The sequence below is a fragment of the Burkholderia sp. IT-111MI5 genome, assembly GCF_949752865.1.
Lineage (GTDB): Bacteria > Pseudomonadota > Gammaproteobacteria > Burkholderiales > Burkholderiaceae > Burkholderia > Burkholderia pyrrocinia_C.
Map to the genome: position 1 here is coordinate 103312 of NZ_CATKIF010000009.1, position 23145 is coordinate 126456.

At 61.8% G+C, this 23145-nt stretch carries 23 protein-coding genes; 16 read left to right on the plus strand and 7 right to left on the minus strand.

What is annotated here, in order from left to right; all coding sequences use genetic code 11:
- Positions 1 to 155: 155 nt before the first annotated feature.
- A complete protein-coding gene (locus ACM6JT_RS07555; protein ID WP_414856204.1) occupies positions 156 to 359 on the minus strand; it encodes a hypothetical protein in 204 nt (67 codons plus the stop codon).
- 321 nt (positions 360 to 680) lie between these two features.
- Between ACM6JT_RS07555 and ACM6JT_RS07560 the strand changes: the two genes are divergently transcribed.
- From ACM6JT_RS07560 to ACM6JT_RS07605, 10 genes are all read left to right on the plus strand, one after another.
- Positions 681 to 1934: an MFS transporter gene (locus tag ACM6JT_RS07560; protein ID WP_414856205.1), complete on the plus strand. Its 1254-nt coding sequence runs from the start codon at positions 681 to 683 to the stop codon at positions 1932 to 1934.
- A 148-nt stretch (positions 1935 to 2082) separates the two neighbouring features.
- A complete protein-coding gene (locus ACM6JT_RS07565; RefSeq protein ID WP_414856206.1) occupies positions 2083 to 3012 on the plus strand; it encodes a LysR substrate-binding domain-containing protein in 930 nt (309 codons plus the stop codon).
- A 114-nt stretch (positions 3013 to 3126) separates the two neighbouring features.
- Positions 3127 to 3621 carry a hypothetical protein gene (locus ACM6JT_RS07570; RefSeq protein WP_034181946.1) on the plus strand — a complete coding sequence of 165 codons (495 nt, stop codon included), beginning with the start codon at positions 3127 to 3129 and terminating at the stop codon, positions 3619 to 3621.
- Positions 3622 to 3663: 42 nt separating this feature from the next.
- Positions 3664 to 4683, plus strand: coding sequence for a hydroxyquinol 1,2-dioxygenase (locus tag ACM6JT_RS07575; RefSeq protein WP_034181947.1), 1020 nt, complete (start codon positions 3664 to 3666; stop codon positions 4681 to 4683).
- Between the two features lie 44 nt (positions 4684 to 4727).
- The gene (locus ACM6JT_RS07580; RefSeq protein ID WP_217588758.1) at positions 4728 to 6194 is read left to right on the plus strand and encodes an aldehyde dehydrogenase family protein; all 1467 of its coding nucleotides are present in this window, start codon (positions 4728 to 4730) and stop codon (positions 6192 to 6194) included.
- Positions 6195 to 6201: 7 nt separating this feature from the next.
- Positions 6202 to 7269, plus strand: a complete 1068-nt coding sequence (locus ACM6JT_RS07585) for a maleylacetate reductase (protein ID WP_414856207.1) — start codon at positions 6202 to 6204, stop codon at positions 7267 to 7269.
- 34 nt (positions 7270 to 7303) lie between these two features.
- Positions 7304 to 8173 (plus strand): intradiol ring-cleavage dioxygenase, encoded by an 870-nt coding sequence (locus ACM6JT_RS07590; protein ID WP_414856208.1) that lies wholly within the window; start codon positions 7304 to 7306, stop codon positions 8171 to 8173.
- 4 nt (positions 8174 to 8177) lie between these two features.
- Positions 8178 to 8489, plus strand: coding sequence for a YciI family protein (locus ACM6JT_RS07595; protein ID WP_072438385.1), 312 nt, complete (start codon positions 8178 to 8180; stop codon positions 8487 to 8489).
- A gap of 3 nt (positions 8490 to 8492) precedes the next feature.
- Entirely contained in the window at positions 8493 to 8828 is a 336-nt protein-coding gene (locus ACM6JT_RS07600; RefSeq protein WP_105393329.1) for a Rieske (2Fe-2S) protein, read from the plus strand.
- 199 nt (positions 8829 to 9027) lie between these two features.
- Positions 9028 to 10116 carry a porin gene (locus ACM6JT_RS07605; RefSeq protein ID WP_414856209.1) on the plus strand — a complete coding sequence of 363 codons (1089 nt, stop codon included), beginning with the start codon at positions 9028 to 9030 and terminating at the stop codon, positions 10114 to 10116.
- A 178-nt stretch (positions 10117 to 10294) separates the two neighbouring features.
- On the opposite strand, the gene ACM6JT_RS07610 is transcribed toward ACM6JT_RS07605, so the two are convergent.
- On the minus strand, positions 10295 to 11245 hold the full coding sequence (locus ACM6JT_RS07610) for a LysR family transcriptional regulator (RefSeq protein WP_414856210.1): 951 nt from the start codon (positions 11243 to 11245) through the stop codon (positions 10295 to 10297).
- Positions 11246 to 11348: 103 nt separating this feature from the next.
- Between ACM6JT_RS07610 and ACM6JT_RS07615 the strand changes: the two genes are divergently transcribed.
- The 3 genes from ACM6JT_RS07615 to ACM6JT_RS07625 all read left to right on the plus strand — a co-directional run bounded on the left by ACM6JT_RS07615 (position 11349) and on the right by ACM6JT_RS07625 (position 14417).
- Positions 11349 to 12077, plus strand: coding sequence for an SDR family oxidoreductase (locus ACM6JT_RS07615; RefSeq protein ID WP_414856211.1), 729 nt, complete (start codon positions 11349 to 11351; stop codon positions 12075 to 12077).
- A gap of 100 nt (positions 12078 to 12177) precedes the next feature.
- The gene (locus ACM6JT_RS07620) at positions 12178 to 13272 is read left to right on the plus strand and encodes an alkene reductase (RefSeq protein ID WP_414856212.1); all 1095 of its coding nucleotides are present in this window, start codon (positions 12178 to 12180) and stop codon (positions 13270 to 13272) included.
- 332 nt (positions 13273 to 13604) lie between these two features.
- Positions 13605 to 14417, plus strand: coding sequence for a hypothetical protein (locus ACM6JT_RS07625; protein ID WP_243566051.1), 813 nt, complete (start codon positions 13605 to 13607; stop codon positions 14415 to 14417).
- Positions 14418 to 14654: 237 nt separating this feature from the next.
- Here ACM6JT_RS07625 and ACM6JT_RS07630 read toward each other — a convergent pair whose 3' ends face one another.
- The 4 genes from ACM6JT_RS07630 to ACM6JT_RS07645 all read right to left on the minus strand — a co-directional run bounded on the left by ACM6JT_RS07630 (position 14655) and on the right by ACM6JT_RS07645 (position 18565).
- The gene (locus ACM6JT_RS07630) at positions 14655 to 17102 is read right to left on the minus strand and encodes a heavy metal translocating P-type ATPase (RefSeq protein WP_414856213.1); all 2448 of its coding nucleotides are present in this window, start codon (positions 17100 to 17102) and stop codon (positions 14655 to 14657) included.
- Positions 17103 to 17343: 241 nt separating this feature from the next.
- Positions 17344 to 17598 carry a DUF5676 family membrane protein gene (locus ACM6JT_RS07635; RefSeq protein ID WP_034181953.1) on the minus strand — a complete coding sequence of 85 codons (255 nt, stop codon included), beginning with the start codon at positions 17596 to 17598 and terminating at the stop codon, positions 17344 to 17346.
- 72 nt (positions 17599 to 17670) lie between these two features.
- Positions 17671 to 18327: a methyltransferase family protein gene (locus tag ACM6JT_RS07640; protein WP_414856214.1), complete on the minus strand. Its 657-nt coding sequence runs from the start codon at positions 18325 to 18327 to the stop codon at positions 17671 to 17673.
- Positions 18311 to 18565 carry a DUF2933 domain-containing protein gene (locus tag ACM6JT_RS07645; protein ID WP_175746716.1) on the minus strand — a complete coding sequence of 85 codons (255 nt, stop codon included), beginning with the start codon at positions 18563 to 18565 and terminating at the stop codon, positions 18311 to 18313. The genes ACM6JT_RS07640 and ACM6JT_RS07645 overlap by 17 nt, the downstream gene beginning before the upstream one ends.
- A 399-nt stretch (positions 18566 to 18964) precedes the next feature.
- On the opposite strand from ACM6JT_RS07645, the gene ACM6JT_RS07650 reads away from it, so the two are divergent.
- From ACM6JT_RS07650 to ACM6JT_RS07660, 3 genes are read left to right on the plus strand one after another with little or no spacing between them, the layout of a single operon-like run.
- Positions 18965 to 19627: a LemA family protein gene (locus ACM6JT_RS07650; RefSeq protein ID WP_034181955.1), complete on the plus strand. Its 663-nt coding sequence runs from the start codon at positions 18965 to 18967 to the stop codon at positions 19625 to 19627.
- 17 nt (positions 19628 to 19644) lie between these two features.
- Complete coding sequence (locus ACM6JT_RS07655; RefSeq protein ID WP_175747034.1) at positions 19645 to 20478, plus strand: TPM domain-containing protein; 834 nt, start codon at positions 19645 to 19647, stop codon at positions 20476 to 20478.
- A gap of 2 nt (positions 20479 to 20480) precedes the next feature.
- Positions 20481 to 20978, plus strand: a complete 498-nt coding sequence (locus ACM6JT_RS07660) for a TPM domain-containing protein (RefSeq protein WP_034181957.1) — start codon at positions 20481 to 20483, stop codon at positions 20976 to 20978.
- Between the two features lie 235 nt (positions 20979 to 21213).
- Here ACM6JT_RS07660 and glmS read toward each other — a convergent pair whose 3' ends face one another.
- Positions 21214 to 23043 carry a glutamine--fructose-6-phosphate transaminase (isomerizing) gene (gene glmS / locus ACM6JT_RS07665; protein ID WP_217588770.1) on the minus strand — a complete coding sequence of 610 codons (1830 nt, stop codon included), beginning with the start codon at positions 23041 to 23043 and terminating at the stop codon, positions 21214 to 21216.
- Positions 23044 to 23145: the final 102 nt, after the last annotated feature.

Below are 23145 nucleotides of genomic sequence, written 5' to 3' on the forward strand. Positions count from 1 at the left end.
TCGTAATTTCGATGCGGAGAATATCAAACTTATATCGATTTCAATGAATATTGATATTTCGAGATGAAAAATAACTCATTAAGAAACAGTGTTTGACGTTTTTCGGCGTTCTATTTTTTTAATAAAAGTCCTATGTGGAGCATATTTGGTGATATTCATGTCTGATCTTTGCGGGTCAGCCGCGCCGTGGTGACTGACTTTTCGTCGAACTGAATTGGGTTGCCAAATTTCAAAAAATCAGACTTTTCCCAATTCGGAATGGACTGCGACACATTGCGGTGTCGGAAGGGAGCCGAGCATGCCGGATCGTCTGCATGCGGGGCGTAAACGGAGCGGTACGCCGATTCTTCGATGTCCATGAGGGATTTCCCCGTGACGCATGCGTGAGCGTCATTTCAACGCCGCGTCCATTCGCTCCGCGCTTCCCCGTAGACACTTCCCGCCCCCTCGCGGCCGATTATTTGCATTTCGCGAATGGCGCGTTCGCCGGTTGTTCCATACCCGATCCGCAGCCTTGCACCTATCGTGGTGGCGTCGGCTGGCTGGATTCGATGCGTCGAACCGGAAAGGCGGCCGGCACTTCGTTGCGATTCGCGTCGCACACCACACAAAAAACATCGGACCTGGCTTATGCACAGGCGCTTCGGCGCGCACAGGCGGACCAGTCCTCGGAGACGGAAATGAAAGCAAACGAGTGGGATACCTCCTATGAGTGGAAGGCGGTGACGCTGCTGGCGCTCGGCTTCGGGCTGGTCGGCCTCGACCGCTGGCTCATCGCGCCGCTGTTCCCTTCGATCATGAAGGACCTCAACCTGACCGCGCAGGACGTCGGCAACTGCATCGGCGTGCTCGGCCTGTCGTGGGGCGTCTTTGCGGCGCTGATGGGCGGCATCTCGGACAAGATCGGCCGCAGGAAGGTGCTGATTCCCGCCATCATCGCGTTCTCGCTGCTGTCGGGCTTTTCGGGGCTCGCGGGCGGCCTGCTCGGGCTGATGGCGATTCGCGGGCTGATGGGCGTCGCGGAAGGTTCGTTCTGCCCGACGAGTTTCGCGGCGACGGCCGACGCATCGCATCCGCGGCGGCGCGGCCTGAACCTCGGCCTGCAGCAAAGCGGCTTCGCGCTGTTCGGGCTGGCGCTGTCGCCGATCATCGCCACGCAGCTGCTCGGCTTCCTGTCGTGGCGCTGGGTCTTTGCGCTGGTGGCGATTCCCGGCCTGATCCTCGGTGCGATCATGTTCTTCGTCATCCGCGAGCCGAAGGTCGTGAAGGAGGTCGCGTCGGAACACGCGCCGGCTTCGCTCGGCCACGTGCTCAAGAGCCGCAACATCCTCGTGGCGATGGCCGCACTGTGCTGCGCGATGACCGGCGTCTTCGTGCTCGGCGCGCTGCTGCCGCTGTACCTGACCGATTACCTGTCGCTCGGCACGCAGAAGATGGGCCTCGTGGTGTCGGCGATCGGCTTCGGCGGCTTTCTCGGGCAGTTCGGGTTGCCCGGCCTCTCCGACCTGGTCGGGCGCCGCCTCGCGAGCATCGTCGGCTTCGCGGGAACGGCCGTGATGCTCTATATCTTCCGCGGCCTCGGTCCGCAGCCGATCGCATTGTTCGGGGTCCTGTTCGTCGCGTCGTTCTTCACGCTCGGGCTGGTGTCGCTGCTGTCCGGCCCGGTCGCGACCGAGGCTGCGCCCGTCGGCCTCGTGTCGACGTCGATCGGCGTGGTGGTCGGCGTCGGCGAGATCTTCGGCGGCGGCATCGCGCCGGCGATGGGCGGCTACGTCGCCGCACACTTTGGCATCCAGAACATTCTGTGGTTGCCGATGTGCGCGGTCATGCTGGGCATCGTGGTCAGCATGCTGTTGAAGGAAACCGCGCCCGCCGTGCTGCAGCGTCGCGTGGTCGTTCAACCGGAGCTGGCGGCCGGCAAGCAGCCGAGGTAATGCCCGCGCGAGCGCGCAGGCGTTCGCCAGTGCCGGTGCGCTCCGCGATTGACATCGATTCGGCGACACAGTGACGCTTTTCGCATGACACAGCCCGTTGCCCGGTGCAGGTAGACTGCCGGTTTCGCTGTCGAAAAAAAGGCGCGGTATGGACCGGTTCCTCAGCATCGAGGCATTCGTAAGAGTCGCGGAGGCGAGCAGCTTCGCCGAGGCCGCGCGGCAGCTTGGTGTGACGAGTTCGGTCGTGACGAACCGCATCCAGCAACTGGAGAAGTTCGTCAATGCGCCGCTGTTCCATCGCAGCACGCGCCACGTGCGCTTGTCCGAAGTGGGCGAGGCGTTTTATCGCGAGTGCGCGGAGGTGGTGGGGCGCGTCAACGAGTTGACGGACCAGATGCGCGAGCTGCGCGCGACGCCGACCGGGCGGCTGCGCATCCAGATGCTGCCCGGTTTCGCACTCGATCACTTCGGCGCGCCGCTGGTCGAATTCAATCGACGCTACCCGGGCATCCAGCTCGACGTCATCGTCAATGATCGTGTGGTCGACCCCGTCGAAGAAGGGTTCGACATCGCGTTCCAGATCTTTCCGCCGATTTCCGAATCGCTGATCGAGCGGCGGCTGTTCACGGTCAGGCGTCTCTTCTGCGCGTCGCCCGCTTACCTCGAAGCGCATGGTGCGCCACAACATCCGCGCGATTTGCTGCAGCGCACCACCGCGCTGTATTCGGGCTATCCGTCGCGCAATCGCTGGACGATGACGCGCGACGACGAGGTCGTCGAAATGGAGCTGCCGGGCATGATTCGCTCGAACTCCGTTCACCTGCTGCGCGAGTGCGCGCTGACCGGCGGCGGCGTCGTTTGCCTGCCCACGCTCGTGGCAAGCGACGCGCTCGTCGCGGGCCGGCTGGTGCCGATCCTGACCGACTACCAGCTCGCGCCGCTGAGCTTTGCCGCCGTCTATCCCGCAACGCAGCGACAGGCGTTGAAGGTGAAGGCGCTGGTCGAATTCCTCGCCGAATATATCGGCGACGAGCCCCCGTGGGATCTTCCGCTTCTGGAGCATGGCTGGGTGCGGTGACCCGCGCGATTATTCGCGAAACGCAAATGCCGTAATCGCCATCCGTTGCCTTGTTGCCGCTGTCTCTTGCCCCTAGAGTTGAATCCAACAAGCAGTTCAACTCAGGAGACAGCAATGACCGACACGGCATTCCACACCGTCTTTGGCTCGCTCGACAGCTACAGGAAGGGCGAGATCGAAATCACCAGCGGCAGCGCCCAGCACTACGCCTTCTCGAACGTCTTCGAGGTGGCCTCGAAGTCGGCCCCTTACGAAAAGGTCGTCGCCGGCAAGAATCTCGAATACGTGATCGAAGTGCTGAGGACCGAGGGCCAGTCGCCCTGGTTCGCATGTGCCCATGACGAGTTCACGATCCAGATGGACGGCGAAGTCCGGATCGAATTCATCAAGCTCGACACGCCGCCGGCATCGGGCCGCGGCACCGTCAGCGCCGGCGCACAACCGGCCGGCCGCAAGATGGGGTACGTCGTCCTGCGCAAGGGACATCAAGCGCTGCTGCCGGCCGGCTGTGCATACCGCTTCGTCGCCGGCAAGCCGGGTGTCGCGCTCGTGCAGACCATCCTCGGCGAGCTGTCCGTCGAGAAGTGGGCCGAGATCTGCCTGCACTGACCGTTCCGACCGCTCACATTCGAATATTCCAGGAGACACGTTATGGCCACCCTCGAGACCCTCGACCCTTCCGCCGGTTTCGCCGCCGATCTGGTGCGATCCACGCAAGCCGATGCCGTTACCGGCTACCGCCGCTTTCAGCTCGGCGAGTTCGCGTTTCAGCGCGATGAGTATTTCGTGAAGATCAGTTGGCCCGCGAAAGGCCAGACCCGCACGCATGCGATGCCGGCGGACGCGTTCCTGCGCGCGATGATGCGCGACGTGGCGTGGGGCTTCTTCTACGGCTGGGTGAATTTCGATCATGTGTTCGGCACGCGCAATCACTACGGCAAGGTGGACATGTATGCGGGCACCTTCAACGGCATCCTGAAGGACGCCGGGGTCGACTACACCGAGACCTTCGAAACGCCGACGATCATGGCGACCTTCAAGGCGATGCTGCACGACTGGACGAACGAAGGCTTCGACCCGTTCGCGGCGCCCGAGGAAACGGGCACGGCATTCGGGCGCAAGCACGGCGACAACGGTTCGGCCATCGAGCGCACGCGGATCGCGACGCGCCGCATGCCGGGCCTCGAAGGCGACTCGCCGCTGCGCGACGAGCTGCCCGTCAACCGCGCGTTTCTCGACGTCGCGCAGGACGAGCCGGAAGTGCATGTCGAGCCGGGCTTCGAAGGCGAGCTGCACGCGTTCAACCTGTTCAAGTACCTGTCGCGCTCGGACGTGACGTGGAATCCGTCGGTCACGTCGGTGTGCGGGCGCAGCCTGTTCTGCCCGACCACCGAGGAATTCATCCTGCCGGTGTTCCACGGCAACGACCGCGTCGAATGGTTCCTGCAACTGTCCGACGAAATCGTGTGGGACATCGGCGACAAGAACACCGGCGCACCGCGGGCACGCGTCACGATGCGCGCAGGCGACATTTGCGCGATGCCCGCCGACATCCGGCACCAGGGCTACTCGACGAAGCGTTCGATGCTGCTGGTCTGGGAAAACGCGACACCGGACCTGCCGCAACGCTACGAGAGCGGCGAGCTCGCGCCGTATCCGATCGCGTTCTGAGCAGCGCTTCAGATTTCGCTTCAGCAATACACCGAGGACGATTCATGCAAACCCAACTCTTCATCGACGGGCGCTTCGTTGACGCCGTCGACCGCGGCACGATCGACGTGCTGAATCCTCACGACGGCTCCGTCATCACGAAGATCGCCGCGGCCACTGCGGCGGACGTGGACCTGGCCGTCGAAGCGGCGACCCGCGCGTTCCCGAAATGGTCGGCCATGCCGGCAGCCGAACGCGGCCGGCTGCTGCTGCGCCTCGCCGATGCGATCGAGGCGCATGCGGAGGAGCTGGCGCAGCTCGAATCGCTCGACACCGGCCACCCGATTCGCGATTCGCGCGCGCTCGACGTGCCGCGCACGGCGGCGTGCTTCCGCTACTTCGGAGGCATGGCCGACAAGCTGCAAGGCTCGGTGATTCCCGTCGAAACCGGCTTCCTGAACTATGTGCAGCGCGCGCCGATCGGCGTCGTCGGCCAGATCGTGCCGTGGAATTTCCCGCTGATGTTCACGAGCTGGAAGATGGGCCCGGCGCTGGCCGCCGGCAACACGGTGGTGCTCAAGCCGTCCGAAATCACGCCGCTGTCGACGTTGCGCATCGTCGAGCTGATGGCCGAGGTCGGGTTCCCCGCAGGCGTCGTCAATATCGTTCCCGGTTACGGACATACGGCCGGCCAGCGTCTCGCCGAACACCCGGGCGTCGGCAAGATCGCGTTCACGGGTTCGACCGCAACCGGCCGCCGGATCGTCGAAGCGTCGCAGGGCAACCTGAAGCGCGTTCAACTGGAGCTGGGCGGCAAGGGCGCCAACATCGTCTTCGACGATGCCGAGCTCGACGCGGCCATCAACGGCGCCGCATGGGCGATCTTTCACAACCAGGGGCAGGCGTGTATCGCGGGGTCGCGCCTCGTGCTGCACGAGCGCATCGCGGACGCGTTCCTCGAGCGATTCGTTGCGCTCGCATCGTCGATCCGGATCGGCAACCCGTTCGACGCCGATACCGAGATGGGTCCGCTGACGTCGAAGCAGCACCTCGAGCGCGTGCTGTCGTTCGTCGACGTCGCGCGCGAGCAGGGCGGCCGCGTGCTCACCGGCGGCAGCGTGCCGCAAGATCCGGCGTTGGCCAACGGCTACTATGTGCGCCCGACGGTCATCGAAGCGAAGAGCGCGACCGATCGCATCGCGCAGGAGGAAGTGTTCGGCCCGTTCGTCACCGTGCTGCGCTTCGGCAGCGACGAAGAAGCGCTGGCCATCGCCAACGCGACGGAATACGGGCTGGGCAGCGGCCTGTGGACCCAGAACCTCTCGCGCGCCCACAAGATGGCGTCGCAGATCAACGCGGGCATGTGCTGGATCAACTGCTACAAGCGCGTCAATCCGGGCAGCCCGTTCGGCGGCGTGGGCAAGTCGGGCTACGGCCGCGAGATGGGCTTCGAGGCCATGCACGACTACACTGAAGCTCGGTCGGTTTGGGTCAATGTCGACGGCAACGTGCCGCCGCACTTCAAGCGCTGAGGCTTTCATGGAACGTTTCGTCTATCAGGGCACGCCTTCCCGCGTGGTGTTCGAATGGGGGGCGCTCGCCAGGCTGCCGGACGAGCTGTCGGCGCTCGGCGCGCAGCGCGCGCTTATCCTGTCCACGCCCGAGCAGCGGCCGCTCGCCGACCGCGTGAAGGCGGTACTGGGCGAGCGTGCGGCAGGCGTGTGCGCACAGGTGGTCATGCACGTTCCAGTCGAAGTCGCGCGTGCCGCGCGCGAGATGGCCGCCGAGCTGGGCGCGGACTGTTGCATTGCGATCGGCGGCGGCTCCACGATCGGGCTGGGCAAGGCCATTGCGCTCGAATCATCGCTGCCGATCCTGGCCGTGCCGACGACTTATGCCGGCTCGGAGATGACGCCGATCTACGGGCTCACCGAAGGCCGGCTGAAGCGCACCGGGCGCGATGCACGCGTGCTGCCGCGTACCGTGCTCTACGACCCGTCGTTGACGTTGTCGCTGCCGCCGGGCATTTCGGCGGCGTCCGGTGTCAATGCGATGGCGCATGCCGTCGAGGCGCTCTATTCGGAAGACGCGAACCCGGTGATCAGTTTGATGGCCGAGGAATCGATTCGCGCGCTCGGCGAAGCGCTGCCCGTCGTGGTGCGCGATCCGGAAAACCGGGAGATGCGCAGCCGCGCGTTGTATGGCGCGTGGCTCGCGGGAACCTGCCTGGGCGCGGTCGGCATGGCGCTGCACCACAAGCTTTGTCATACGCTCGGCGGCACCTTCAACCTGCCGCATGCGCAGACGCACGCGGCCATGTTGCCGCATACCGCGCACTACAACCACGCCGCTGCGCCCGACGCGCTGCGCCGCGTCGCGCGAGCGCTGGGCGGGAACGATGCGGCCGAAGCCGGCCCGCTGCTGTTCAGGCTGAACGAGCAGCTCGGCATCGCGCCGGCGCTCGCCGACATCGGGATGCCGCAGGAAGGCCTCGACGAAGCGGCCGATCTCGCATGCCGGAATCCGTATGCAAATCCGCGGCCGATCGAACGCTCGGCGATTCGTGCGCTGCTTCAGGACGCGTGGGAAGGGCGCGCGCCGCATTGAACGGCCTGACGTGCAAAGGGAAAGGGAGACAGACATGAATGACCACCATGACAGCGACACGAGGCTGACCGAGCAGGTCGTCGCCAGCTTCGAAGGCACGCCGAACCCGCGCTTGCGCGTGCTGATGCAGAGCCTCGTGCGGCATCTTCATGCGTTCGTACGCGAGACGGAACTGACGGAAGCCGAGTGGATGGCGGCGATCCGCTTCCTGACCGAGACGGGGCAGATGTGCGACGACGTGGTGCGCCAGGAGTTCATCCTGTTGTCGGACACGTTGGGCGTTTCGATGCTCGTCGATGCGATCAACCATCGCTTCGCAACCGGCGCAACGGAGACGACGGTATTCGGCCCGTTCTACATCAAGGGGATGCCCGAGCGTGCATATGGCGAGAACATGGCGCTCACGCCGGGCGCACCGGTTGTCGTGCACGGCCGCGTGCTGACCACCGACGGTGTTCCGGTGAAGGACGCCGTGCTCGACGTATGGCAGACCGCGGAAAACGGCATGTATTCCGGGCAGGACACGGCGCAGCCGCACGGCAACCTGCGCGGCCGCTACCGGACCGATGCCGAAGGCCGTTATGCGATCACGACGATTTTGCCGGTCAGCTATCCCATTCCGACCGACGGCCCGGTCGGGAAGATGCTCGACGCCACCGGCCGCCATCCGTGGCGGCCCGCGCATCTGCACTTCATGATCGACGCGCCGGGCTTCCGTACGCTCGTTACGCATCTTTTCGACGAGGACGACCCGTACCTGAAGTCGGATGCCGTCTTCGGCGTGAAGCCGTCGCTGATGGTTGCGTATCGCCAGCGTGCCGCGCATGACGAGCTCGCCCGTCAGTTCGGACTGAACGGCCCGTACCGCGAAGCGACGTACGACTTCGTCCTCGACCGGAGCTGATCGAATGGCTCGATTTTTCGCGGTGTTTGCGACGGACCAGCCCGGTATGCGAGACGTGCGCGACCGTGTGCGGCCCAGTCATCGGAGTTACCTGCGCGCGGCTTCGCAGCACGGCGTGTATGTGCGGCTCGGCGGCCCGACGCTGGACCCGCAGGGCGACGCAATGAACGGAACGCTGCTTGTCGTGGAGGCCGACGATATTCATGCGGTGATGCAGTTTGTCGGAAACGATCCGTATGTGAAGGAGGGGTTGTTTTCGCGTGTGGAAGTGCGTCCTTGGGACTGGAGCCTGGGAAACCCCGAGCAGAGAGTGTGAATCATGGACGCAACGCAACTCTGCCGTTTCTCCGACGTGCCTGATGGCGGCGCGCGGGTAGTCGACGAAGCGTGCATCGGACGTCCCGTCATCGTGGTGCGGCGCGGCGAGCAGGTGTGGGCGTATGTGAATCGATGCCCGCATTTCTCGGTGCCGCTCGATTTTGTGCCGGGCAATGTTTCCTGCTACAGGTCGCAGGTATTGATGTGTGCGCATCACAGCGCGTTGTTCCGGTTCGATGACGGCGTGTGTATCGACGGACCTTGCTCGGGTTCGGCGTTGGAAGCCGTGGCTGTCGAGGTGGATTCTGCCGCGTGGGTTGTCTGGCGAGGCGCTTGATTCGAGTGTTCTGATCGGTACGAATGGGGCAATCCATTTTCCATGCGGCGATCTTCGAATTTATAAATCAGTAAAACTAATCATATTTTCGGCGTCGTTATATCTGCCGGGATGAAGGCGTTGTTGTGCGAAGCATTGAGCGAGTATCCGCCACGTAGCGGGTAGCAGGCTCGCATTTCCATAAAAAGACGGAGACGTGATGAAACTCAGGTTTGGAGCAGTGGCGATTCTTGCCGTAGCGCAGGGCGCATGGGCGCAGGGCAGCGTGACGATGTTCGGTCTTATCGACAGCGGCATCACGTATGTCAGCAACGAGGGCGGCGGAAAGAACGTCAAATTCGACGACGGGATATTCGCGCCCAACCTCTTCGGTCTCCGTGGCACGGAAGATCTCGGTGGCGGGTATCGCGCCACGTTCGCGCTCGTGAACCAGTTCTCGATGGCGAACGGCGCCATCATCGGGTCCGGAATTTTCGGGCGCAATGCCTACGTGGGCCTCGAGAGCGACCGGCTCGGCAGCGTCACGCTGGGCAATCAGTACGACTTCATGGTGGATTCCCTCTTTTCGAAGGGGAATGCGATTGCGAGGGACATCTCGGGGCTGTACGGTTTCAGGAATGGCCCGTTCCAGCGTCTCGCGCTGCCGGGTAATCCGACCGGTGCGTTCGATTGGGATCGCACGGCGGGTAGCAAGCCGATCGCGAATTCGGTCAAATACACGTCGCCGACGGTCGCGGGTTTGTCCGGCGGCGTGATGTATGCGTTCGGCGGGGTGGCCGGCTCGATCGGCGCGGACAATGCCGTCAGCGCCGGGCTGAACTATGAGGTGGGGGCTTTCGGTGTGGGTGCGGCCTATACGAATGAGAAGTACGGCCCGGCGCTCGGTGTGCCGTCGACGAGTGTTCGGAACTGGGGCGTCGGGATGCATTACGACTTTGGCGTCGTTACCGCGAGTGCGCTGGTGACCACCGTGCGGAATTCGTTCAACAAAGCCGCGGTGTGGATGGCCGAAGGCGGTGGGGTGTGGCGCGTCAGGCCGGATGTCGTGCTGGGCGCGAAATACATGTACATGAAGGGTAATGAAGCGGTGAACAACAACCATGCCCATCAGCTCAGCGTGGCGCTTCAATACCTGTTGTCGAAACGGACGATGGTTTATGTGTCGGCTGATTATCAGCGGGCGAATAGTGGTGCGAATGCGCAGGTTAATGGCGTGCTGGATCCGAATGGGGCTTCAAGTTCGGCGAGCCAGGCGGTGGCTCGGGTGGGGGTGCATACGGTGTTTTGACGGGCGCGTAGTGCCACGCCCGGTGTGATCGGTTCCACCACTCGCGCAGGACGCCGCGCAGATAGTCCCGCAAGCAAAGGCAGTGAAAAGTCGGCTTTGGCGTGAAAACGCCCAGGCACGGATTGGCACCACTTGTAAGCGCTGCTGCAAATAGCATTCCGTTGAAGCATCTGCCGGGTCAAAGTCCCGCAGCGCGGGCTTCAATCAGCGAATCCCACGGCGTGGGAGAGGGGAAGAGGTCTTGCAAAAAGAGGATAAACGCTTTCACTGCCGGGTTGCTTCGACGGCTCTCGGGCCATAGCGCGTGCAAGTGGAAACGGTCGTAGGCATGGTTGAAGAGTACGGGAACGAGTTCTCCACGCTTTACGTAGGGTGCCGCGATGTACGTGGCCGAAATGCCGATGCCGGCGCCGGCCGCCAGCGCTACTGCAACGGCATCGCTGACGTCAAGAACGAGACCTGCCGGCGGAGAAAACTCTATCAACTTGTCGCCGACCTGGAATGGCCAGACCGCTTCCTGCCCGGTCGACTGGTACCGGAAGTTGACGCAGTCGTGATTGAGCAGATCGTTCGGGTGTGCAGGCGTGCCGCGTTCGGCCAGGTACGCCGGGGACGCAAAGGCACATATGCGATGCGGAGCGAGTCGGCGCGCTATCAGCCTGGTGTCGCTCGGGTTTCCCACCCGAATCGCGACATCGACACCTTCTTCAATCAAGTCAACGTAGCGGTCGCTGAGTCGAACGTCGACGGTGAGTTTCGGATGTTTTCTCCTAAAGCGCGGAAGCGCGCCGGCGAGTATGTGAACTCCTACCGGCAACGGGGCCGTTACCTTGAGTATGCCCGATGGCTCGGACTTCGCCGCGGCGATGCCTTGCTCGATGCCTTCCGCTTCCCGCAGCAGACGTTGCGTCCGCTCGAGAAGGTCGCGGCCTTCGGGCGTTAGCGTCAAGGAGCGGGTTGTACGGGTAAAAAGCCTTAGACCGAAGTGTTGCTCCAGACGCTGAATGCTTTTGCTGACGGCGGACGGAGAGACTGCGAGCGACCGGGCAGCCGCCGTATAGCTGCCGAGGGATGCTGCTCTCGCGAATGCAATGAGGCCCGTGAGCCTTTCGATGACGATTTGTTCCATGATGGCACTATTAAAGCGAACTCGAGCCTGATTATCAAGTTCTTTGCCTTGAAATAACCTGTTTTCAACGACGCCGAACGGCGCTACTTTCTGGAGATAGGAAATGAACGACGCAACGCAACTGGCCGGCAAGAACGTTTTGATTGTTGGCGGAACGTCAGGAATCGGCTTGCAAGCCGCCCTGCAGGCCAAAGCGGCCGGCGCCCGTGTGACCGTTCTCGGTCGCGAAGCGGACGCCGCTCGGAAAGTCGCTTCCGAGAACGGTTTTGCCGGTTGGCGAGCCGCAGACGTGACGGACGCGGCCCAACTGGAGCACGCCGTTCGAGACATCCCCGTGGTCGACCACCTCGTGCTTCTGGCCGGTTCGTTCGTGGCCGGCAAGGTGCGTGAGGCCGAGGTCGGCTACCTCAAGCGCGCATTCGATGAGCGCATCTGGGCCGCCGTACACGTCATCCGCGCGTTGGGCGACCGACTCAGCAAGGATGGGTCGATTACCCTCATCTCGGGAAGTCTGGCTGACCGTCCGAACGCTTACGGCACCGCCGTCCTGGCGGCAGCGTCAGCGGCCATGGAAGCTTTCGCGCGTGGGCTCGCACTCGAGCTCGCCCCCATCCGTGTCAACACGCTTTCGCCTGGCCCGATCGACACGCCCATCCTTCATAAGGCATTGGGCGACGCGCGCGACTCGTTTGTCGAGGGGCTTAAGAAGACGCTGCCGTTGCACCGGCTCGGCACCCCGCAGGAAGCAGGTGCGGGAGTCGTCTTCCTGATGATCAACGGCTTCATGAACGGAGCCACTTTGAATCTCGACGGCGGCGCACGCCTCGTCTAACCCATCTTCGGTTTGTGCGCCTGCTGACTGCGTCGTCGTGTCCGGCTTCGCAGTCAGCTCGTGCTAGGCGTTTTAACTAGCTCACAGAGTGGAAACTGAAATGACGACGCTTTTTGACCCCTTGAAGCTTGGAGCGATAGACGTTCCGAACCGCATCTTCATGGCACCGATGACGCGAGCGCGAGGAACGCGAAGCCATGTGCCGACGCCCATCATGGCCGACTATTACAGTCAACGGGCGAGCGCGGGACTGATCATCACCGAAGCGATTGGCATCTCGCAGCAAGGGCTCGGGTGGCCCTTCGCTACGGGAATCTGGTCGGATGAGCAGGTGGGCGGCTGGCGCACGGTCACTGATGCGGTTCACAACGCAGGCGGCCGAATTATCGCGCAACTCTGGCACATGGGCCGTACCGTTCATCCGAGTTTTATTAACGGTGCGCAACCGCTTTCGGCGTCGGGGACGGCGGCGCCGGGGCACGCCCATACGTACGCTGGCAAGCAGCCGTATATAGCGGGTCGGCCGATGCGAGTGGACGAAGTCCCGGCGCTTTTGCAAGAATTCAGGAATGCGACTCGAAACGCGCTGCGAGCGGGATTTGACGGCGTGCAGGTTCACGCGGCGAACGGCTACCTCATCGACGAATTTCTTCGAGATGGCACCAATTTCCGGGACGACGCATACGGAGGAAGCATTGAGAATCGCATTCGTCTCCTTCGCGAAGTCACCGAAGTCGTTGCCGACGAAGCCGGAGCAGATCGCACCGGAGTGCGCTTAACGCCGAACGGCACTGACCAAGGTGTGCGGGACAGCGACCCGGAGTCCGTCTTCGTTGCCGCGGCCAAAGCGCTGTCTTCCATAGGCGTCGCTCATCTCGAACTGCGCGAACCTCCCCTTGACGGCAGCTTCGGCGCTTCGGACCGTCCGCCTTTCGCACCAGCTATCAGGAAAGCGTTCTCGGGCACCACCATATTGAATTCCGACTACGACCTGGGGCGTGCTGAGGAGGCGCTAACCAGCGGGCAAGCAGACGCGATTGCATTTGGCCGTCCGTTTATCTCCAATCCGGACTTGCCCGCGCGATTTCAGGCTCGACGGGTTTTGGCGGCCGACCAGCGAGATTTCTGGTTCACACAGGGGGCCGAGGGATACGTGGATTACGTGACCTTCGATAGTCGTGCTGATTTGCGTTAAGCGTGGTTGTGTGAGACGGCGGGTGACGTTGACTGCGAGAGTTCTGCGCTGCTGAGCGGAACGCAGATGGTCGACTCGGTTGCTCTTCATGACATGAACTATGCTTTGCGTTCAGATTAGATACCACACAAGTGAGCAGAGATTTCCGCGAGCTGCTTACTGACCAGCCTGCGCGGTTTTAGATGGAGTATTTCGATGGGTTCCGGAGCAAAACCCATAGAAGGCAAGGTTGCGCTCGTTGCCGGCGGTTTTCAAACAGTGGATGCGTGGCCGATAATTCCACCTTATAGTGCCCGTCGTTGACCGATCGGCAAGAAAATCAGGAGTTCGCCGTGTTTCACCGGAAATCCAAGTTGGGTCGTCCGCACTTCGTGTACGTCGTCGCCCTGACGATGATGCTGGCGCCAGTCGCGGCGCATGCAGAGGCGGAGGCTGTCGACGGCACGACGCGCATCGCGCCCGCTGTCAGTCACGACACGTCACCCGCACGACCGATTGTCGGCGACGACCCGGTTGCAATTCGGGATGCCCTGAAGAAGCAGCACATCAGCACCATCCCACCTTCGTTGAGCGACCGGGTTCGCGGCCTGGTCCCCGGCGCTGCCGACCGGCACGGCCCGAATCCCGACCTGGCGGCCGTCGATCTGGATCGTGACGTGACGTTCGTGGTGCCGGTGCGGTACGGGCTGAGGTACCGGTCACAGCGGCACCTATTGACGCTGGATGTCGACCTGTTCGACGTAGAGCGCGACGACCGGACGGGCATCCTGCTCAAAAAGGTCACGACGGGGCCGCGAGGGCGAGGGCTCGTGATTGCACCCGAAGCGAAGGCAAAAGGGTACATCCAGCGGGTCGACATCATCGAACTCGAGTCCGGGAAAGGCAAAATGACCACGGTTCGTAGCCGCATGCGGCTTTCGCCCGCCGTGTACGCCCAAACGCATGGCGACTTCGCACTCGTTTTTTCCGGGCGCCTGGTTCGGCCTTACCTGACCGAAAAAATCGAGCATGTCGATCCGAGCATTGACGAGCCGACGGACATTACGACCAGGATCTCCAGGTTGCACATGGATATCAATGGCATCTGGCTGGTGAGTCCGTCGAGCGGTGTCGTGCTGTCGAAGAAGCTGCGTCTGTCGAAGTAGCGTTTTTCCTGTATGAGGCGCCGATCCTCTGCACGATTGCGTGCGACCGCGGTGTAGTCGGCGTCCGCTCGAAACAATACAGCCGTGCGCGAAATGCACCAACGTTTCGGTATGTCGATGTCGAGGGGGCGTTGCGTCGCTGAGCTGCATGGATGTGGACCACGCCCACCCGAGGCCTTTCCCGCTGCGGCGGAAGTTGTACGGTCGTTATGCGACCGCCGCAAGCTGCGTGACAAGCTAAATCTTCGCGTTGCGCAGTCGCAGCGCGTTCGAAATGACTGAAGCGGAGCTTAGACTCATTGCAAGTGCGGCAATCATCGGCGAGAGCAGCAAACCGGTGAATGGATAAAGCACCCCAGCCGCCAGCGGAACGCCAAGTGCGTTGTATACGAACGCGAAGCCAAGATTTTGCTTCATGTTTGCGACCGTCGCCACGGACAGCTCTCGAGCACGGGCGATACCGCGCAAGTCGCCCTTGACAAGCGTCACCTGAGCGCTGCTCATCGCCACATCCGTGCCCGTTCCCATGGCAACGCCGACATCGGCTTTCGCGAGTGCCGGAGCGTCGTTGATGCCGTCTCCAGCCATCGCCACGACATGCCGGGCTTGCTGAAGCTGTGTCACCAGATTGAGCTTGTCGGCGGGCTTCACCTCGCCATGGAATTCGTCGACGCCGAGCTTCTCGGCCACGGCCTTGGCAGTGACCACGCCGTCACCGGTCGCCATCACGACTCGAATACCGTTCTCCTTCAATGTCGAAAGCGCTTCCGGCGTCGTCGCCTTTATCGGGTCAGCGACTGCCAGCAGTCCGGCCAAGCCGCCATCGACTGCCAAGTACATGACACTGGCGCCTTGCGCACGCATGCCGTCCGCCTCCTTGGCAAGCGATTCGACGGAGACGGCGTCAGTCTGCATCAGCGCGGTGTTGCCAAGCGCGAGTTTCCTGCCGGCGACCAGTCCTCGCACGCCAATACCCGTGGCGGATTCAAAATTTTCCGTGCGGTCCAAAATGAGCTTCTTCTCACGGGCAGCCGCAACGATGGCTGCAGCAAGCGGATGCTCACTACCTTGGTCGAGACTCGCCGCCAGACGAAGCACTTCGTCGGTCGTGTATCCGTTTGCGCCCACGGCTTGCTCGAACGCTGGACGCCCCTCGGTCAGCGTCCCCGTCTTGTCGACAATGAGCACATCGACCTTGCGCAGATTTTCAATCGCAGCCGCATCTCGAAAGAGAATCCCGGTCGCGGCTCCTTTGCCGCTTGCGACCATGATGGACATTGGCGTCGCAAGCCCCAGCGCGCAGGGGCACGCGATGATGAGCACCGCCACCGCATTGATGAGGCCGAACACCCAGCTGGGCTCAGGCCCAAAGATGCCCCACACGAAGAACGTCAGAAGAGCGACGCTGACGACCCCGACGACAAACACGCCGGCCACCTTGTCGGCCATACGCTGCATGGGGGCCCGAGACCGCTGCGCCTGCGCGACCATCTGCACGATTTGCGACAGCACGGTCTGCGAGCCGACCTTTTCGGAGCGGATGACGAGACTGCCTGTTGCGTTCATCGTTGCGCCAATGACGTGGTTGCCAACGCGCTTCGTGACGGGAATGGGTTCGCCAGTAATCATGGACTCGTCCAGCGAACTCGAGCCATCGGTCACCACGCCGTCCGTGGGGACTTTCTCGCCCGGCCGCACACGAAGCAGGTCTCCCACATGAACATGGGACAACGGAATGTCTTCCTCGGAACCGTCCGGGTTGATGCGTCGAGCAGTCTTGGGTGCGAGACCCAGTAGTGCCTTGATGGCGGCGGACGTTTGCGAGCGGGCCTTCAGTTCGAGCAACTGCCCGAGAAGCGTCAACGAAATGATGACTGCCGCCGCTTCGAAATACACGCTGACTCGGCCGTGCGCACTGTACGTTTCTGGAAACACCCCGGGGAAGATGGTGGCGATGACACTGTAGATATAGGCCGCGCCTGTCCCCAGTCCGATGAGCGTCCACATGTTAGGGCTGCGGTTCATGAATGAGCGCACGCACCGCGCGAAAAACGGCAGGCCTGCCCACAGGATGACCGGCGTAGAGATGATGAACTCAACCCAGCTTTCGGTGCCGGCGTCCATCAATTCGAGGCGATGGCCAAACATCGCCAGGACGAAAACGACGACGGTCAGTGGCAACGTCCACCAGAATCGGCGTCGGAAATCGACCAGTTCCGGATTTTCGCCTTCGTCGACGCTGGGCAGAACCGGTTCCAGCGTCATGCCGCACTTCGGGCATTGCCCGGGGTGGTTCTGGCGAATTTCCGGGTGCATCGGGCACGTGTAGATGGTGCCCTCGGATGCTGCTTGTGACAGCTGAACGGTCGAGGGCTCGGCGTATTTGGACGGTGCCGCCTGAAATTTCGCCAAGCATGCCTGGCTGCAGAACAAGTACCACTTGCCGTTGTATTCGCTACGGAATCCTGAATCATCGGATACTTTCATTCCACAGACTGGGTCGTGAAGTGAATCCCGGGTGCGAACATGCTCGCCATACCCCTCATGATGATGAGCATGTGCATCGCGTCCATGCTCAGCGGAATGGACGTGCTTGTCCACCCCATCTGCAGGATGCCCGTCCGGCGACGAGTGCTCCAGAATCCGTTGGCGATTAAGCCTGTCTTCGCCGGGTTGACCGCTCATTTTGACGCTCCTTTGCTCATCCGTTCAGCTCCCATTGGGACTCGTCGCCCTGCGCATTCGATATTGCCGTGATGACGGTGCTACCGCGTGCCGATGTATTGAGCAAGAGCGCAGGAGCAACGTTGATTCCGCGCGTTCCCGTTCTACCAGTGACCTCAATCTTCTGATCCCAGAGACCGACACCGGCAACATGCGGTCCGGGAGAGACGTATAGGCATACGGGAATGCGTCAGTTCGGCCCTCAGAGGCGGTTGTGTAACCATGCGAAGAAGGCGCCGGCTGCAAAGAACCAGACCGCAAACACAAAGGCCGGGTAGATAACAAACCACCGGGACAGTGGCTCGCCCGTCTGAAGGCGGCGGAAATCGAGTCCGTGAAAAAGAGCGTTCATGAAGTTCATGAACGGTTCAGGAAGTGCCATCCATACAAGCGTGCATAGGACATAGAAGAGCACAACCGTGACTGAAAGCGTCACACCAGTCTTGAAGGGCCTCATGGCAGCCTCCTCATCCCGGAAGATTACGATGGAGTTCAGCAGCAGTGCCAGCTATGGGTGAGCCGCCTGAATTCAATGTACTTGGGCCGGGCGTTTTCCAACCAAGTTGGGTACAAAGCGCGGCGTGTGTGCCGCGTATTCACGCCACGCCTCGCCGAACTGCGCGTCCGAATCGCGCTCCTCTTGTATCGCTAGTCGAACGTACATGAAAACTAGAATAGGGAACATTGCCAAAGTAACGAGCGTGGGCCATTGGAGCAGGAAACCCAGCATGATGACGACGAACCCGACGTACTGAGGGTGTCGGATTTTCGCGTAGGGCCCGGTGGTCGCCAACTCCTTGCCACGCTGAGCTTCATACAGTACGTGCCACGCCGTGGACAGCAAGTAGAAGCCGCCCAATATCAAGAAGAAGCTGAGAAGATGCGGAAGTCCGCCATGCGGGTCGCCGTGCCTGCCAGTCAAAGTCCACCAGAGGTGTCCTGCATCGTGCGATAGAAAATTTGTTTGCGGAAAGCGCGTCTGCAACCAGCCCGATAGCAAATAGATGGTGAGTGGAAACCCATACATTTCCGCGAATAGCGCGACGATGAAGGCGGAGAATCCACCGAACGTTCGCCAGTCCCGCTTTGTCGCCGGCTTGAAGAAGCTGAACGCGAAGATGATGAAGACAAGGGAATTGATAGCTGCGAGGCTCCATAGCCCGTAACCGTCACCGATGCTGGTCATGACCGTCTCCCGAATCAGGGCGCCCGTCGATCGTTTTCGTCCCGTGGTGCCCGTGCCCATGGTGCATAAACAGATGCATCAGCGGGCACGAGAGCAACAGCAGATATGGCAACACCCCAAGGAAGTGGGCGCGGTGTTCGGAAAGCAGGAGGAATAGTGCTATTGCAGCGAACGCTACGAGTGCAATGGCTGACCGCGATTTCCAGAACGGCCGAGCGCGATGTGAGTTGTCATCCATGCCTGTCTCCCATCCTGAATCACTTGTCAGCGGCCGCCGGCGTACCAGCGATTGCAACGGCACTGACCATGCCGAGCGTTGCAATTGCGATTGCGGGTTTTTGCGGGAATGCCATCTTGTTCTCCACGAACATAGTTCTCGCGAGCCGGTTGAACCCCAAAAATCACTCTATGCAGACGCTCCTTCGATGGCTTGACGTGGCTCAACGAATCACGAACCGAATTCTTCATACGTAGCGCGGCCGCGGAGCGAACATGCGACCGGGCGGGTGTATCGGTCCGGACGTGCTCGACAATGCAGCATTGATGTGCATCAACGCTGCGACCGCCCAGCTCCTTACGATAGGCAGTGCACCCGTGAGCGGCAGAATGCCGCGGAATATCGAACAGAGGCGCATCCATGTCGGCAAATTCTGCAGCAATCTCCGCGCGGCGCCGTCTGGCCCGCGCACTTCTGACGGCAGCACTGGCGGTGAGTCTGCTTCCTCTCCCTGGGTGCGGCTATAACGCCATCCAGACCGAAGATGAGCAGGTAAAGGCCAGCTGGTCGGAAGTTCTAAATCAGTATCAACGGCGAGCCGACCTTGTTCCCAATCTCGTCAACACGGTGAAGGGGTATGCGAACCAGGAAAAGGAAGTGCTCGTAAGTGTGACGGAGGCCCGGGCGCAAGTCGGCTCGATTCGCGCCACGCCCGAACTCATTGGCGACCCGCAGGCGTTCGCAAAATTTGAAGCGGCGCAGGGACAGCTCACGTCGTCTCTGTCACGTCTGCTCGTGGTATCGGAGAACTATCCGCAATTGAAGTCGGATGCGAACTTCCGCGACCTGCAGGCGCAGCTCGAGGGTACGGAAAATCGCATTGCCGTAGCCCGCAATCGATACATTCGCTCCGTCCAGGCGTACAACACGACGATACGTTCGTTCCCGAATAATTTGACTGCAAAGGCATTCGGCTATCTGGAGCGCCCCAACTTCTCGGTGAGCAACGAAGCCGAGATTTCCAAACCGCCGCGGGTCGACTTCGGCTCGACGCCGGCATCTGCAGGCAAGGCCCCCAATTGAACATGTTCCGACTGGCGATGGCCGTCGTCTTAGCCTTCTTTGTCCTGGGGGGAGCCTGCGCCCACGCGGACGTCGTTGTCCCGCCGCTGACATCGAGAGTAACCGATGAGACTGGAACCCTGACGAGCGACCAGATGGCCAGCCTTGAGAAGACGTTGAGAGAGTTTGAGGCGAAAAGAGGCGCGCAGATTTCAGTTCTCGTTGTTCCGACCACGGAGCCCGAAACCATCGAACAGTATTCGATGCGAGTCGTCGAGCAATGGAAGCTTGGGCGCAAGAATGTCGACGACGGCGCGCTCCTGATTGTCGCCAAAAACGACCGAACGCTTCGAATTGAGGTCGGATACGGCCTCGAAGGCGTGCTCACCGACGCGACGAGCAATCGCATCATCAACGAGGCGATAGTTCCGCGGTTCCGAAACGGGGATTTCTACGGCGGCATCACTGCCGGCCTCGACGGCATGATGCGAGTCACTAGCGGCGAACAGTTGCCTCCGCCGCGGCGACAACGCGGGGCAGGCGATGGCGCCGGACGGTTACTTCCCGTCCTCTTCCTCCTGACGGTCATGGCCGGCGGCCTTCTGCGCGCCATGCTTGGGAGACTGCCGGGGGCGGCCGTTACAGGCGGAGTCGTTGGGGTACTCGCATGGGTTTTGTCGGGGGCGCTTTTTGTCGCCATCGCGGCAGGACTGATGGCGCTGCTCTTCACGTTGCTGGGGGGCGGGATGGGAGCAGCTGGCGGGCGCTTCATTGGCGGCAGCGGCGGTAGTTCTGGCCGCGATTCAAATCGCGACATCTTTCGCGGAGGCGGCGGAGGCTTCGGCGGCGGTGGCGCATCGGGACGGTGGTGAGCATGGACCTGAAACGCCTCTTCCGGCATCTTGTCACGACCCATTGGCGGGTCAACAGCGCATTCTCACGGCGGGAGCTTATCGCCATCGAAGAGGCTGTACGTACCAGTCATCGCGCGCACGTGGGTCAAGTCAGGTTTGCTGTAGAGGGTGCGCTGCACATCCGCGCCTTGCTGAAGGGCACATCTGCGAGGGACCGTGCCATCGAGGTTTTCTCGGACCTCCGGGTTTGGGACACGGAGCACAACAACGGCATTCTTATCTATCTGCTTCTTGCGGACCGTGACGTCGAAATTGTTGCGGACCGAGGCATACACGCCAAGGTGGATGGCCGCGAATGGGAGGCGATTTGCCAGGCCATGGAGGCTCATTTCCGGCAAGGCGATTATCGGTCCGGTGTTCTGCGAGGTATCGAGCAAGTTACCGAGCTGTTGCAAAAACACTTTCCGCTTCATGGTCCGCGGCTCGATGATCTTTCGAGCTCGCCCGTTGTGATATGAGTTCCGAAGCTTGACATCGGTCCGTTTCTCGAGCGGAAATTCTGGCTGACGCGAGTCGTAATTCGATGATACGAATCTAGGTAATGAGTGGTGCTATCGTCACTTACGTGATGCCATGCAGCCTCGATTTGCAATACCACGGAATCTCCATCAAGCCCGCGAATTACCTCCCGGACCGGGAGGAACTCGCCCGGGAGCGTCGCGAGCGGAACGCCCTGGCAGCTCGTGGATGTCATCACTCCACAGTCACCGATTTAGCCAAATTCCTAGGCTTATCAATATCCGTCCCCCGCGCCAATGCAGCGTGATACGCCAGCAATTGCATCGGCACCGTATGCAGAATCGGCGAAAGCGGCCCGTAGTACTCATTGAGCCGAATCACCTCGATCCCATCACTCGGCACCAGCCCGCAATCCACATCCGCAAAGACAAAAAGCCGCCCGTTCCGCGCACTGACCTCATGCATGTTCGACCTGAGCTTCTCGAGCAGCATGTCATTCGGCGCAACCGCGATCACCGGCATCTCGTTACTAACGAGCGCAAGCGGCCCATGCTTCAACTCACCCGCCGGATAAGCCTCCGCGTGAATATAAGAAATCTCCTTCATCTTCAACGCACCCTCGAGCGCGATCGGGTAATGCATCCCGCGCCCGAGAAACAGCATGTTGTCGCGTCGCGCGAGCAGTTCCGACCACGCCATGATCTGCGGCTCCAGCGCGAGCACCTTCGACATCGCGTCGGGCAGGTGCCGTAGCGCACGCAGATGCTCCTTCTCTTCTTCATCACTCAACCGCCCGCGCACCTGAGCAAGCGACAACGTGAGCAGGAACAACGCAACCAGCTGCGTCGTAAAAGCCTTCGTCGAAGCCACTCCGATCTCGATCCCCGCACGCGTCACGAACTGCAGCGCACATTCACGCATCAACGCGCTCGTCGCGACGTTGCAGATCGCGAGCGTATGCATCATCCCGCTCTGCTTCGCAACATGCACGGCACCGAGCACATCGGCCGTCTCGCCGCTCTGCGACACCGCGACAACCAGCGTGCGCGGATTCGGCACGCTGTCGCGATAGCGAAACTCGCTGGCAATTTCAACGCTGGCCGGCAGCTTCGCGATGCTCTCGATCCAGTACTTCGCGGTCAGCGCCGCGTGATAGCTGCCGCCGCACGCGAGCAGCAGCACCGAATCGACTTGGTTGAACACGCGCCACGCACCGTCACCGAACAGCTCGGGCATGATCGACGCAACGTCGAGCAGCGTATCGGCCACCGCCTGCGGCTGTTCGAAGATCTCCTTCTGCATGTAGTAGCGGTACGACCCGAGGTCGGCGGCGCCGCTATGCGCGGCGACCCGCTGCACCGCGCGCTCGACGCGCTGGCCGGCCGCATCGACGATCCAGTAGCGATGCAGCTGGATATCCGCGACGTCGCCGTTCTCCAGATACGCGATGCGATCGGTGATGCCCGACAGCGCGATCGCATCGGACGCCAGGAAATTCTCGCCTTCGCCGACGCCGACCACGAGCGGCATCCCGTCGCGCGCGCCGACGATCCGGTGCGGCTCGTCGCGGCACATCACCGCGATCGCGTAGCTGCCGCGCAGTCGCGCGACCGCGCGCCGCACCGCGTCGAACAGGTCGCCGTCGTACAGATGGTCGATCAGGTGCGCGATCGCCTCGCTGTCGGTCTGGCTCGCGAACACGTAGCCGTGCGCCTGCAATTCCGCGCGCAACTGGTCGCAGTTCTCGATGATCCCGTTGTGCGACAGCGCGATGCGCGCGTTGGCGTCGCTCGGCGAGAAGTGCGGATGCGCGTTGAGCGTGACGGGTGCGCCATGCGTGGCCCAGCGCGTATGCGCGATGCCGGTGTAGCCCGACAGCGCATGCTCGGCGATCTCGCGCTGCAGGTTGGCCACGCGATCGACGCTGCGGGCACGCGCCAGCGCACGGTCACGGTAGACCACGACGCCGCACGAGTCGTAGCCGCGGTATTCGAGCCGCTTCAGGCCGTCGACAAGGTTCGGCAGGATGTCCCGCTGGGCGACCGCCCCGACAATTCCACACATATCGCGCTCCGTAAATGTCCTGTCTGGATCAGTGAGAGCGATGGTAGAGGCGGTAGAATGGAATTAAATTTCAAAATATCGATATAAATGAAACGAGACGTA

Coding starts and splice junctions, on each gene's coding strand:
- ACM6JT_RS07580 (WP_217588758.1), top strand. CDS start 4,728: ATGCAAACCCAACTCTTCATCGACGGGCGCTTCGTTGACGCCGTCGAC.
- ACM6JT_RS07565 (WP_414856206.1), top strand. CDS start 2,083: ATGGACCGGTTCCTCAGCATCGAGGCATTCGTAAGAGTCGCGGAGGCG.
- ACM6JT_RS07570 (WP_034181946.1), top strand. CDS start 3,127: ATGACCGACACGGCATTCCACACCGTCTTTGGCTCGCTCGACAGCTAC.
- ACM6JT_RS07630 (WP_414856213.1), bottom strand. CDS start 17,102: ATGAGCGGTCAACCCGGCGAAGACAGGCTTAATCGCCAACGGATTCTG.
- ACM6JT_RS07575 (WP_034181947.1), top strand. CDS start 3,664: ATGGCCACCCTCGAGACCCTCGACCCTTCCGCCGGTTTCGCCGCCGAT.
- ACM6JT_RS07655 (WP_175747034.1), top strand. CDS start 19,645: ATGGCCGTCGTCTTAGCCTTCTTTGTCCTGGGGGGAGCCTGCGCCCAC.
- ACM6JT_RS07650 (WP_034181955.1), top strand. CDS start 18,965: ATGTCGGCAAATTCTGCAGCAATCTCCGCGCGGCGCCGTCTGGCCCGC.
- ACM6JT_RS07590 (WP_414856208.1), top strand. CDS start 7,304: ATGAATGACCACCATGACAGCGACACGAGGCTGACCGAGCAGGTCGTC.
- ACM6JT_RS07610 (WP_414856210.1), bottom strand. CDS start 11,245: ATGGAACAAATCGTCATCGAAAGGCTCACGGGCCTCATTGCATTCGCG.
- ACM6JT_RS07635 (WP_034181953.1), bottom strand. CDS start 17,598: ATGAGGCCCTTCAAGACTGGTGTGACGCTTTCAGTCACGGTTGTGCTC.
- ACM6JT_RS07645 (WP_175746716.1), bottom strand. CDS start 18,565: ATGGATGACAACTCACATCGCGCTCGGCCGTTCTGGAAATCGCGGTCA.
- ACM6JT_RS07615 (WP_414856211.1), top strand. CDS start 11,349: ATGAACGACGCAACGCAACTGGCCGGCAAGAACGTTTTGATTGTTGGC.
- ACM6JT_RS07600 (WP_105393329.1), top strand. CDS start 8,493: ATGGACGCAACGCAACTCTGCCGTTTCTCCGACGTGCCTGATGGCGGC.
- ACM6JT_RS07560 (WP_414856205.1), top strand. CDS start 681: ATGAAAGCAAACGAGTGGGATACCTCCTATGAGTGGAAGGCGGTGACG.
- ACM6JT_RS07605 (WP_414856209.1), top strand. CDS start 9,028: ATGAAACTCAGGTTTGGAGCAGTGGCGATTCTTGCCGTAGCGCAGGGC.
- ACM6JT_RS07555 (WP_414856204.1), bottom strand. CDS start 359: ATGGACATCGAAGAATCGGCGTACCGCTCCGTTTACGCCCCGCATGCA.
- ACM6JT_RS07585 (WP_414856207.1), top strand. CDS start 6,202: ATGGAACGTTTCGTCTATCAGGGCACGCCTTCCCGCGTGGTGTTCGAA.
- ACM6JT_RS07595 (WP_072438385.1), top strand. CDS start 8,178: ATGGCTCGATTTTTCGCGGTGTTTGCGACGGACCAGCCCGGTATGCGA.
- ACM6JT_RS07640 (WP_414856214.1), bottom strand. CDS start 18,327: ATGACCAGCATCGGTGACGGTTACGGGCTATGGAGCCTCGCAGCTATC.
- glmS (WP_217588770.1), bottom strand. CDS start 23,043: ATGTGTGGAATTGTCGGGGCGGTCGCCCAGCGGGACATCCTGCCGAAC.
- ACM6JT_RS07660 (WP_034181957.1), top strand. CDS start 20,481: ATGGACCTGAAACGCCTCTTCCGGCATCTTGTCACGACCCATTGGCGG.
- ACM6JT_RS07620 (WP_414856212.1), top strand. CDS start 12,178: ATGACGACGCTTTTTGACCCCTTGAAGCTTGGAGCGATAGACGTTCCG.